The sequence below is a fragment of the uncultured Clostridium sp. genome, assembly GCF_934754925.1.
In the GTDB taxonomy this organism is placed as follows: Bacteria; Bacillota; Clostridia; order Clostridiales; family Clostridiaceae; genus Clostridium.
Window position 1 is genome coordinate 1 of record NZ_CAKVJA010000033.1, and the last position, 12,843, is coordinate 12,843.

Consider the following 12,843-nt stretch of genomic DNA (forward strand, 5'->3'; position numbering starts at 1 on the left):
TTAATATCATTAATAAAAACACAAAAGAAATAATATCATATCCTTATGAAGAAATAACTCCAAATCTATTTTTCAATAAGGGTTTAAAAATAATAAATGATGATAAATATGTATGGACTGCAACTGAACAGGGACTTTATAGATATAATAGAGAAACTAATGAAACAATTAATTATAGAGAAAATTTCATTGAAAAAGGAATTACTAACTATAAAATATTTGATATTTTTCAAGATAAAAGTGATGAAAATATTCTTTGGTTAGCTGGAGGAAAGAATAGTGGATTAATAAAATTCCATAAAAAAGAGGGAGTAATAAAAAATTATTTATCCAGTTCGGAAGAAAATTCATTAAGTTATGATTCTATAAATTGTATTCAAGGAGATGACTTCGGAAATATATGGATAGGAACTGAGGTGGGATTAAATAAATTTAATATAGAAACAGAGACATTTACTAAATATTATGATAAAGATGGATTAGTAAGTAATTATATAAATAGTGTAATTGTAGATGATAATGGTGATATATGGCTAGGTACAAGTAAAGGTTTAAGCAAGTTTATTATTAATGAAAGTAGATTTGTAAATTTTACAGAAATGGATGGGCTAGTTGGAAGCGAATTTAATAAAAGGGCTTCATATAAATTAAAAAATGGAATTTTAATATTTGGAACTACGAAAGGTGTAGTTTTATTTAATCCTAATGATATAGAAGAAACAACTATAAAAGAAGAAAATGTGGTTTTAGATACCTTATGGATAAATAAAGAGTTAGTCGTAAATGATAGTAATAATATAGAACTTAAACATTATGAAAATAATATAGCAATTGAATATTTCCTTCCTAATTACTCTAGAATAGGTACAATAACATATTTATATAAAATGGATGGAATAAATCAAGAGTGGAATATTGGTAGTACAGATGGATATGCAGTTTATAATAGCTTGAAGCCTGGTAATTATACATTTAGAGTGAAAGCAGTAAATAGCGATGGGGGATTTACAGATGAATCAATTATAAATATCGTAATAAAAAAATCATTTTGGCAATCAGATATAGCTTATTGTATTTATGTAGCATTTATTTTGTTAATAGTTTTATATATTATATATCGTATGAAATTTTTAAATGAATTAGTTGCTAAGCAAACTAAGAAAATAAAACAACAAATGGAAGAAAATAAAAGACTTTATGAGAAAAATATAAGGAATGAAAAATTTAAAAATGATTATTTTGTTAATTTGTCACATGAATTAAGAACTCCTATAAATATAATTTTATCAGCACTTCAATTATTAAATTCCTTAGAAAAAAGTGATAGAGCTACAAAGGAAAAAAATTTACACTATATGGAAATTATACAGAAGAGTTCTAATAATTTGTTAAATATAATAAATGATATTATAGATAGCTCTAAAATAGAATCAGGAACTTATAAAATAGATAAACAGGAAAGTGTTGATATAGTATATCTAGTAGAAGAAACAGCATTGAATATGAGTGACTATATAAATAGTAAAGGAATTGATTTGATTATTGATCCTGAAGTTGAAGAATTATCAATATGTTGTGATTCTAAGGAAATAGCAAGGTGTGTTGTAAATCTTATTGGAAATGCCGTTAAGTTTACAGAAGAAGGTGGAAAGATTAAAGTTTTAATTAAGGAAGATAATGAGAATGTAAGTATTTCTGTAGAAGATAATGGTTTAGGAATATCTAAGGATGATCAAGAATTTATATTTAAGAGATTTCAACAAGGTAGAAATGTTAATTCCACTCAGGTTAGTAGCAGTGGAATAGGTTTAACGTTAGTTAAATATATTGTAGAATTACATGGTGGACATGTAGAGTTGGAAAGTGAATTAAATAAGGGAAGTAAGTTTACCATAGTATTACCTATAAATTAAAGAATTATATTTGTAATAGAAATTGGGAATATGATATATTTGATGAAAAACAAAATAATTTCAAAAGGAAGGTAAATATGATGGAAGTTGACAAGAGTATTTGTCCTATTTGTGGGAAGCCTAATAATTGTGCATATGAAAAAGGATTATCGCATGGAAATTGCTGGTGTGAGAAAATTGAAGTTCCTAAAGAATTAAGAGATGAAATACCAGAAAAATTAAGAGGAAAAGCTTGTATTTGTAAGGATTGTGTAATGAGATATAAAGAAAATAATTAATAAAATTAAATAGTTTAGAAGCTTTAATATTAAATTAAAATAGCAATTTATATAAAAAAGAAAAGTTTTATAAAAATAGTTATAAAAAATAAATATCTAAGTGTTAAAAAGTATATTATAAAAATAAGAAGAATCCATATAAAATAATGATTCTTCTTATTTTTTTTATAAGTTTATAAGATATTAATATTTTTAATGAAAATTATTAATATCTTATATGATTAATATTGATAGATACAAACTATGCTAAACTATTGAAATAACTATAAGAAGTGATAAAAAAATAACAAAGTTTATAAGTGAATTTAATAATACTATTCAAAAAAGGAATAATATCATTCCTAAAATGAATTGAAAGTAGATTTGATTGTCTGTAATATAACAAATATAAAGTTTGCGTGTAAAGCCTTGTAGAAAATTGTAGAAAAAATAACAATAAAACAAGGATGAATTTAAACACTAATTTTAGAGGAGGTATAAGATGATTTTCGGAAATATAAAGTGTAATGAGAATATATCAAGCTATCCAATGCCTATTCAAAAAGCTATAAATTATCTTAAGGAAAATGATTTAGTAGCAATGGAACCAGGAAGATATGAATTAGATGGCGATAATATGATTTTACAAGTACTTGATGTACAAACTACTGAAAGATGTAATCTGCGTCCGGAAGTACATGAAACATATATTGATGTTCAATTCTTAGCAAAAGGAAAAGAGAAGATAGGTTGTTATCCAGATATGGGAGACAATGAAATAGATGAAAATCTTTTAGAAACAAGAGACCTTATATTTTATAAGAACAATGAAAATGCAAGAGAAACTCATTTAGAAATGGAAGAAGGTTCTTATGCAGTATTCTATCCACATGATGTTCATATTCCTGCAATAATGAAGGATGAAGCCATGACGATTAGAAAGATAGTTATAAAGGTTAAAGTTTCAACTTTATAATTTTAAATAAAAGGAGAAATTAAAATGAAGAAATTCGATAAAGTAGTATGGGGTATGGTTGGTTGCGGTGCCGTAACAGAAAAGAAAAGTGGTCCAGGCCTATACAAATCAGAAAATTCAGAGTTAAGAGCAGTATTTGATTTAGATTATGATAGAGCATGTGATTATGCTAAAAGACATGGAGTACCAGTTGTTTATAAAACTGTAGAAGAAATGCTTGCAGATCCAGAAATAAATGCAGTATATCTTCCAACACCTCCAAAATTCCATAAAGATTATTCTATGAAATGTTTAGAGGCTGGAAAAATTCCTTATACTGAAAAGCCAATGGCATTAACTTATGCTGAATGTTTAGAAATGATTGCAAAATCAGAAGAAGTTAATCTTCCAATATACGTAGCATTCTACAGAAGAGGTATGGCTAAGTATATGAAAATTAAAGAAATAATTGAAAGTGGAGCATTAGGAAAAATTAATTTTGTTCACTTAAGACAATTTATGAAAGTTGAAGAGGCTGATTTAGATAGAGATAATTTACCTTGGAGATTAAGACCGGAAGCTGCAGGTGGCGGTAAGTTCGTAGATATGGTTGCTCACGTTTTAGATATAGTTGAGTATTTATTTGGTAAGATCGAAAATGTAAGTGGTATGGCTGAAAACTATGGTGGATACTATGAAGTTGAAGATACAGTAAATGCAATCTTCAAAACTGAAAGTGGAGTAATGGGTAACGGAATATGGTGTTACGTTGCTGACCATGATGAAGAAGAAATGCTAATAGTAGGTGATAAGGGTAGAATAAGTACTACAGGATTATTCTATGGACCAATAAAGGTTATTATTGATGGACAAGAAGAAATTATTGATTATAAAGAGCCAGAACATGTAGCTCAACCTTACATTCAAACTATAGTTAACGAGTTAATTGGAAAAGAAAAATCACCAGCTGACTTAGAAAGTGCAGCACACGTTATAAAAGTAATGGATGATATATTAGAAGATTACAGAAAAAGATATTAATTAAAATTTAGCTAGCTATTGCTAATATAATAAGAAGCGTATATTATTAATAAGTTACTTAAAGAGTATATTAGCAAAGCAAGCTAAAAAATTTAAATCAGTTTGTTAATTAATAAATTAACGAAATAAAGCAGAAAAACAAAAGTTAAGGAGAAGCTAAAATGAGTATTGAATTTATTATTGGTATTTTACTATTAATATCATTTGCTGGATTAGTTGTATACGCTGTTAATTGAAGAAATGAAAAAAGACCTATTCTTAAAATGTTATCTGGACCTGCTGCAAGTGTGATGGGTTCACTTATGTATCTTCGTGTATCTAATGGAATTTATTTTGAAGTTGGAGGAACATCAACTAATATTGGTGTAATTAAAAATGGAAGACTAGCTATTGATTATTCTGTAGTAGATGGACATAAAACTTATGTAACTTCTATTGATGTTAGAGTTTTAGGGGTTGCAGGTGGAAGTATGATTCGTGGAAATAAAAATGGTGTAATAGATGCAGGACCAAGAAGCGCACATATTGCAGGTATGAGTTATGCAGTATTTACACCAGAAGAAGAAATAGTAGAACCAGAGATAGAGTTCTTCGCACCAAAAGAAGGAGATCCTAAGGATTATATCGCAATAAAATTGAAAAGTGGTAAAAGAATTACTGTAACTAATACATGTGCAGCAAATATATTAGGATTAGTTAGGCCAGATCAATTTTCTTATGGAAATGTCAACTCAGCGAGAAGAGCAATGCAGGTAGTTGCAAACTATATGGGAACTACAGTAGAAGATGTAGCAGCTCAAATATTAGAAAAATCTTTTAGAAAAATAGAGCCGGTTATTTTACAGTATTTTTAATTATGAAATCTTTAAAAAGAATAAATTCTTTAGATTCTTTAGCATTTTTATTACTAACTAATGCAAGATTTGAATTAATAGGGTTTTTCAGTGGATGAACAGATATATTAGAGTTACTAAAAGGCTTTAAAACGTTATTTACAATTAATGTAATACCAAGTCCTTCAGAAACTAAGCCTAAAATAGTTTCAATCTTATTAATATTATGAACGACGTTAGGGGTGAAGCCTAACTTGTTACATTCCTTTACACAAATATCAAAAACCCCAGATTTTGCACAAATAATAAAGTTTTCATTTTTTAAGTCATTAAATGATATATATTTCTTTTTTGTAAAAGGATGATTGTTAGATGTAACTACTACTAGTTCATCTTCAGCTAATGGTGTTACATCAAATGAATCTCTAGGTAAATTAAAATCTCTAACAATTGCAAAGTCAATTTCAGATTTAATTAACATATTTAATATTGCATCATTTTCATCTTCAAAGATATTAATATCAATATTAGAATAATTATTTTTAAATGATGCAATTGTTGAGGTTAATCCGTATTGTGTTAAAACAGCAATTGTTCCAATGTTTAATGTGCAGTTTTTAGATGAAGAATGTTTACGCATTGCTTGAATAATATTATTATAATCATCTAAAAACTTTAAGGCATATATGTAGAAGTCTTCCCCTGCTTCAGTTAATGACGTTACTCTTGAATTTCTATCAAACAATGTAGTATCAACTTCTTTCTCTAAAGCTTTAATTTGTTTTGATAAAGATGATTGAGAGATACAAAGTTCATTGGCTGCAGTTGAAAAGCCATTATATTTTTTTACAGCCAAAAAATACTGTATTTGTTCAATAGTGATAATAATCACCTCGCTTAAAAAAATGTCATAATATATATTATATACTTATAATTAAAAATGGCTAGTATTATTTCAATAGTCCCTACAAATTAATTTCTAAGGAGAATACGAAGAAAATTATATCTTTTAGCTTAAAATCCAGTGATAAAGAAAAATTAATAATATTCCCAGAGTTAATATCATTAATTTTCGTCATCACCGCATTTAATCTAGCTATAAATAGTTTGTTTAAGTTTTGAGATAATATCTATTAATTTAGTTTTTGTTTTAGATTTATAATAATCAGGATTTGTAATAACATCTACTGGAATAGGTGATTTCTTCTTACCTGATAATCTATCGTTTATATTCTTTAAATAAAGATTTACAAATGTAAGATTTGAATTAAGCTTAGATAATTTTTTGAAGTATTTTTTCGCATTAGTTAAATCATTTGTATAATAAAAGCTAATTCCATATTTAGTTAAAAAATCTTCATTATCAAGCAACATACTACCTGCAGTAGTATTAACACTTTTATTTAAATAGTAAAGGGCTTCTTGATAATTTTCTATTTTAGTTAGTAATAAAGCTAAACTACAAATAGAGTAATAATCGTCATCTTTAAAAGAAAGAACCAGCTTAAAATTTGTAATTGCAACGTCATAAGATTTATTATTTGAATAATATTGACCAAATAATTTATATAATTCAAAATCCTTATCGTATAAACTTAAAGCTTTATTTAAGTAATACTCTGCATCATTTGATCCACTAGCAACTAAATCATAAGCCATTGAACGAAGTTCTATATATTCTTCTAATACATTAGAATTAATATCTTTTATAGAATCGTAGCTTAATGTTTCATTAAAAGATAATCTATCAAATAAATAATCAATTTTTAAAGTAGGATAAATTGATATTAATTCATCATGTCTAGATAGCCAGTTAAATTTATCATTCAGTAATGTAAAAATATTTTTAGGAATATTTTTATTATTAGTTATAAATTCTATAATATTTTGTTCTACTAAATAAAATAGTATTTCATTTGAAGCTATAGGTAAAGAAAATAATTCTTCCCAGCTTTTCTCATCTATTCTAAATGAGAAGTTGTTATAGATTTCTTTCAATTTATTCATAAATGGTTCAATATATGGATTAAGATATTTTTTATAAATTGGAATTGTTAAAGGTAAAGATACTGAATCATTAGAAAGTTTATTTTTAATAGTATCTAGTTCAGCTTTTGTTGAAATATCCCAAGGCCTTAATTTAATTATTAATGTATATAAGTCTTTAGCTTTTTGTAAATCATATGAATGATGATAACAGTGGGCTAAATCTATAATGCGATCCAAATCAAGTGTATTTTTTAACTTTTTAATATATTTTTCTAGATAATAGATTGCATTTGAATATTGATTAGTTTTTGCTAGTAAATGTCCAAAATTTGAAAGACAAAACATATCGTTAGAATTTATGTTAATAGCTTCTCTAAAGTAATTTAAGGCCATAAGATTATCATTTTTATTAAGATAATAGGTTCCTAATAGTTTTAATAAGTCTAAATCTTTTGTATATATAGAATAGGCGTCAAATAAGTAGCTTTTATCAGTTTCTTCTTTAGTAGAGTTTAGAGATAAATAAGCTTTTTCTCTAAGAGAAAGATATTCATCTAACTGATCTGCATTAATATTTGATAAATAATTATAAGTTAAAGGCAATGGATTATTTATCTCATTTATTATAAAATCAACTATTTCACTTGAAATATTAGTTTTTAATTCAATTTCTCTGCTAGTCCAATTGAATCTAGAATTTAATAAATTATAAATATTTGTAGGAAGATATTTTTGTGTATATATATACTTAATAAATTCTATTTCTAACTTTTGGTTGATAGAAGGGTCTTTTAAAATAGGCAATGTTAGTAAATTAATCCAAGAATCCTTAGTAAATCTCAAGCTAGGATTAGTATAGATTTCATTTAATTTATTAATAAATTTATCTACTGAATCTATAGCTGTATCATCTATGGATGAATTTATTAAAGCAGATAAAATATCGAAATTAGAATTATTTAATAAAGCTATATTTAAATCTCCAATAGATGCAGTAGCTAAAGATATAGCTTTATTATATGCTAACTCTAATTCTTCAGCATCTTTATTATTTTCAGATATAGAATTACTTAATTCAACATAAGCTTCGTTAATTTTATCAATATTTCTAGTTGGTGTTATTCTTAAAACAGTCCAGCAACTCATAAGGTTAAATTACCCTCCTATTCATCAAATTTTTATTTAATAAATCTCTTGCTATAAAAAAATAGCAGAAATATAAAAAGTATTGTATATACATATTTTATATTAAATAGAAAATAATGTAAAAACATTTAATCACAAATATTATTACATTATTTTCATGATAAAATAGAATTAAATGTAAATAATAGGAGAAAACAAGAAAAAGATTAAATATAATAGAAAGCAATAGTATTACATGAGAAATCAAGGAGAAAAATGTAAAAAAATACTAAAAGTTGAAATGTCATATTTGAATATCATAAAGGAAAATTGATTAAATGAAAGAATAAAAGATATGATAAGTTTTTATAGTAATATAATTTATAGAGGCCATTCTAATAGGCAATGTGGAGTGTACAGGAAGTAAAAAGTATAAAATATGAAGAAAAATATTAATAAAAAGATAGGAAAAAAGTACAAAAATGGAATTAAAAATAGTATAATATTGGTAGGGAGATTTAATGAACAGGAGATAAGGGATGAAGAAGATACGATGGAGATTAAGGGTTTTAATAAGTATTTTAATAATTACTTATATTACATTATGTAACAATATTGTTTATGCAAATGAATATGAAGAGGAAAAGTTAAGTGTCTTATTTATTAGTTCATATAATTCAAATTTTATATCTTTTACGGATCAAGTTGACGGGATAAAGGCTGGATTTGAAAATAACGTTAATTTAAGAGTTGAATATATGGATCTAAATGGATATTATAATAGAGAAAATGAAGAGAAATTTTATAATTTACTAAAATCTAGTTTTGAGAACTATGAAAGTTATGATGGCATAATAGTAGGAGATGACGAAGCATTAGAATTTTGCTTAAGATATAGAAATGATATATTTAAAGATATTCCAATATCATTTTTAGGGATTCAAAAGGAAGAGCTACTAGAAGAAGCTTTTAAATATGAAAAAGTTTCAGGAGTGCGAGAAATAGAATCTATAGAAGAAAATTTAAAGCTAATTAAAGAATTTCACCCTGAAACAGAAAATATAATTTTTCTAAATGATATTGGCGAAGTGTTTTATGAAAATATTGTTAATAGTCATTCTGACTTAAATTTTGATACAATAATCACAAGTGAATTAACTATAGATGAATTTAACGAGACTATAAAGAATATAAAAAATAATAGTGTTATAATTTCACTTTATCCTGATGATTTCAGAAATGGAGAATGGATAAAAACTTTAGATATAAATAAATTAATAGCAGAAATAAACCCGAGAATTCCAGTATATAGTGTATTAGAGTATAGTATCGGTACTGGAAGTGTTGGCGGTAAGGTGATTAATCATTTTAATCAAGGGAAAAAAGCAGCAGAAATAGTATTAGGATTATTAGAGGGGATAGATGAAGAAGAATTATATAGTGATGGTGAAGATGCTAATGAATATATATTTGATTATAATGTATTGAAAAATTTTAATATAAAAATAAAAAAATTGCCCCAAAATTCACGAATAATTAATAATCCGATGGATATGATTAGACAATATAAAACGGTATTTATTGTACTTACTATTATATTTACTATATTAATACTTTTAATATTAGTATTAATAAAATATATATACTATAAGGGAAAATATGAAAAAGAAATAATAAATGCAAAGAATAAAGCAGAAGAAGCCAATAAACTTAAAGCTCATTTTATAGCAAATATAAGTCATGAGCTTAAGACGCCAATAAATGTAATATTATGTGCAGCGCAACTTATGGAGAGTAATAGGTATGAAAAAGATAAAGAGGCTAATACCATTAATATAGTAAAGAATAATTGCTATAGATTAATTAGATTAATAAATAATATGATAGATGTAGAAAAGGCTGAATTAAATGATTTAAAATTAAATTTAGATAATATTAATATAGTTAGTTTAACAGAGGAATTAGTAATGGCTGTAATTCCATATGCAGAAAAGAAAAATTTAAATTTAATTTTTGATACAAATGAAGAAGTAGTGATGATGAAAGTTGATGTTAGTAAAATTGAAAGGGTTATTTTAAATTTAGTATCTAATGCAATTAAGTTTTCAACTGATAATGGAAATATTTTTGTAACAATAAATTCTTTAGATAAATATTTAGAGATTACTGTTGAGGATAATGGAATAGGAATATCCGAAATGGATAAACTCAATATATTTGATAAATTTGTTCAAGGTGATAATAAATTAAATAGAAAAAATGAGGGGAGTGGAATAGGTTTATCAATAGCCAAATCTTTAGTAGAACTACATAATGGCGAAATTATAGTTGAATCTGAAATTAATAAGGGAACGAAGTTTACAGTTAGATTGCCTAAGGAAGCTAATATAAATGAAAGTAGTACTTACAAAGAGAATGTAAAAAAGTCATCACAGGATAGAAGTAGGATAGAAGAAGTAAAGAATATAAGATATAAAGTAAAGACTGAATTATCAGATATATATATATAGAAAATGCTCAGCTAATAATCTTTTAGCGGAGCATTTTCTATGCGAGAGTATATTTAATTTAGCTCGTTATATTCTTATAGGATAATATAGTGAAAAAGTTTAGATTTAAGTTATTATATAATTAATATAAAGACGTTGTAATGAAAGTTTCGGATAAAATAAAAAATAGGGCGGTGTAATTATATGAATTTAGATGTTGATAAGATAAAAGCTGTAATATTTGATATGGATGGGGTAATATTTGATACTGAAATGGTATATTTAAAGGTATGGTCAAAAGTTTTCGAAAAGTATGGATATAAAATGACAAAAGATATATATTCATCAGTGTTAGGAACAGGCCGTGAGAATGTCAAAAAAGTATTTCTAAGTTGTTTCGGAAATGATTTACCAATAGATGATATGTATATAGAAAAGGATGAAAATTTATCTAAAGAAGTAGATAAGGGTATTCCTTTAAAGCCTGGAGTATATGAGATTTTAGAATACTTAAAAGAAAATAATTTTAAAATTGCATTAGCAACATCAGCTATTACAGAAAGAGCATTTAAACAATTAGAACAAGCCAATATTAAAAACTTTTTTAATGCAGTAGTGTGCAGAGATGAGGTAAAAGAAACTAAACCAAATCCTGATATATTTCTAAAGACTGCGGATAAGTTAAGTATAAGTCCAGAGCAATGTATTGTAATTGAAGATTCAAGTGCAGGAATAGAAGCTGCATTTAACGCTGGTATGATTCCTATTCATGTTGTTGATTTAAAAGAAGCGGATGAAGAGATTTTAAGTAAAGCTTATAAAAGTTTTAATAATCTAAATGAAATAAGAAGTGAATTAATGAGTATAAAATAGAAAAAATTTTTGATAATAATAGTAATGTTTTTTGAGAATACTATTTATATAATTTTTTTAAAGGAGTAGTATTAATGGAAAGAGAACATTATATGGTAAATGGTATCGTAAATGAAAATATGAAAACACAAATTAAAAATGCACTTGAAAAAATAGATGGTGTAGATAACGTTTGTGTAGATATGGCACGAGGAAGTGTTGAAGTAATTTATAATAAGCCAGCAACTGAGCAAGAAATAAGAAGTTGTATTGAAAATACAGGACATAAAATTGAAGAATAATATATTATTAAAATACTAATAAGAGGCGTTATCTTATTAGTATTTTTTTTGTTAAAAAAGTAAAACACTATGATAAAATTTAATTATAAAGATAAGGAGGGGGAAAAAATTATATTTAAAAATAAGTATAATGAGGTAAGAAGTGGATGGAAGATACTTTTAGTATTTTTGCTTTCATATGCTTTGATGTTTGGACTATCTATGTTAATAGGGATAATAATGGGTATTGTTCTTTTAATTAAAGGGAATGGTGATTATTTAATTAATTTTAACTTAGAGTCTACTACAGAATATGAATTGATTTTTCAGATTACTACTTCAATAAGTAATATTTTACTTATTATATCTTGTATTATTATATGGAAATTGTTTGAAAAGAAGAAAATTAATAAGATGGGTATAACGTCTATTAAAAAAGGTTATAAAGAGTTAGGTATAGGATTAATATTGGGAGCAATCACAATGAGTATAGTAGCTGTAATTATAATAGCTACAGGGAATGTTAAATTAGTAAATCCTATTAGTAAACCACAAGTATCTATATCTTTATTATATGGGTTAATAGGTTTTATATTTGTTGGTTTTGGTGAAGAGATACTATCTAGAGGATATATTATGTCTGTATTAAAACAAACAAGAAATAAATGGCTAATATTAATTGGACCAGCATTAATATTTGCAGCTTTACATTTAGGTAATGAAGGAATAGATGTGTTGGCATTTATTAATTTATTTTTAGTAGGTGTATTATTTGCATACATGTTTATGAAATCTAAAAATATATGGATGCCAATAGGATATCATATAACATGGAATTATTTTCAAGGATATATTTGGGGATTTGGAGTAAGCGGAATAAGTGTTAATGGATTATATAAAGTAGAAAATGTAACTAATAATATAATAAATGGAGGTGCTTTTGGACCTGAGGGAGGAATAATAGTTACAATAGTTACTTGTTTAACCTTTGGAATTGTATATTGGTTTTATAAAGAGGAAAAAATTGATGACTTTATAGGAATTGAAAATAAAGAAATAATAAGTTTGAAATAAAGATAAGAAACTAAAAAACAACTGTCTACATAAG

Annotated in this window: 11 protein-coding genes; 9 read left to right on the plus strand and 2 right to left on the minus strand. The window is 25.5% G+C overall.

Going from position 1 to position 12,843, the window contains the following annotated elements; genetic code table 11:
* From Q0G30_RS10385 to Q0G30_RS10405, 5 genes are all read left to right on the plus strand, one after another.
* Positions 1-1,913: sensor histidine kinase (locus tag Q0G30_RS10385; RefSeq protein ID WP_294389496.1), on the plus strand; the 1,913-nt coding region annotated here is incomplete at its 5' end.
* 77 nt (positions 1,914-1,990) lie between these two features.
* The gene (locus Q0G30_RS10390) at positions 1,991-2,191 is read left to right on the plus strand and encodes a cysteine-rich CWC family protein (protein ID WP_294389498.1); all 201 of its coding nucleotides are present in this window, start codon (positions 1,991-1,993) and stop codon (positions 2,189-2,191) included.
* Positions 2,192-2,672: 481 nt separating this feature from the next.
* A complete protein-coding gene (locus Q0G30_RS10395; RefSeq protein ID WP_294389500.1) occupies positions 2,673-3,146 on the plus strand; it encodes a YhcH/YjgK/YiaL family protein in 474 nt (157 codons plus the stop codon).
* Between the two features lie 24 nt (positions 3,147-3,170).
* Positions 3,171-4,166 carry a Gfo/Idh/MocA family oxidoreductase gene (locus Q0G30_RS10400; protein ID WP_294389502.1) on the plus strand — a complete coding sequence of 332 codons (996 nt, stop codon included), beginning with the start codon at positions 3,171-3,173 and terminating at the stop codon, positions 4,164-4,166.
* A gap of 302 nt (positions 4,167-4,468) precedes the next feature.
* On the plus strand, positions 4,469-5,020 hold the full coding sequence (locus tag Q0G30_RS10405; protein ID WP_366013876.1) for a hydantoinase/oxoprolinase family protein: 552 nt from the start codon (positions 4,469-4,471) through the stop codon (positions 5,018-5,020).
* On the opposite strand, the gene Q0G30_RS10410 is transcribed toward Q0G30_RS10405, so the two are convergent.
* Both Q0G30_RS10410 and Q0G30_RS10415 read right to left on the minus strand, forming a co-directional pair.
* Entirely contained in the window at positions 5,001-5,891 is an 891-nt protein-coding gene (locus Q0G30_RS10410) for a LysR family transcriptional regulator (RefSeq protein WP_294389504.1), read from the minus strand. The genes Q0G30_RS10405 and Q0G30_RS10410 overlap by 20 nt on opposite strands.
* A gap of 200 nt (positions 5,892-6,091) precedes the next feature.
* Entirely contained in the window at positions 6,092-8,134 is a 2,043-nt protein-coding gene (locus Q0G30_RS10415; RefSeq protein WP_294389507.1) for a hypothetical protein, read from the minus strand.
* A gap of 518 nt (positions 8,135-8,652) precedes the next feature.
* Between Q0G30_RS10415 and Q0G30_RS10420 the strand changes: the two genes are divergently transcribed.
* The 4 genes from Q0G30_RS10420 to Q0G30_RS10435 all read left to right on the plus strand — a co-directional run bounded on the left by Q0G30_RS10420 (position 8,653) and on the right by Q0G30_RS10435 (position 12,809).
* A complete protein-coding gene (locus Q0G30_RS10420) occupies positions 8,653-10,623 on the plus strand; it encodes an ABC transporter substrate binding protein (RefSeq protein WP_294389509.1) in 1,971 nt (656 codons plus the stop codon).
* Between the two features lie 183 nt (positions 10,624-10,806).
* Positions 10,807-11,475 (plus strand): HAD family phosphatase, encoded by a 669-nt coding sequence (locus Q0G30_RS10425; protein WP_294389510.1) that lies wholly within the window; start codon positions 10,807-10,809, stop codon positions 11,473-11,475.
* A gap of 74 nt (positions 11,476-11,549) precedes the next feature.
* Positions 11,550-11,756: a heavy-metal-associated domain-containing protein gene (locus Q0G30_RS10430; protein ID WP_294389512.1), complete on the plus strand. Its 207-nt coding sequence runs from the start codon at positions 11,550-11,552 to the stop codon at positions 11,754-11,756.
* A gap of 69 nt (positions 11,757-11,825) precedes the next feature.
* Entirely contained in the window at positions 11,826-12,809 is a 984-nt protein-coding gene (locus Q0G30_RS10435; RefSeq protein WP_294389514.1) for a CPBP family intramembrane glutamic endopeptidase, read from the plus strand.
* The last annotated feature ends 34 nt before the right edge of the window (positions 12,810-12,843 follow it).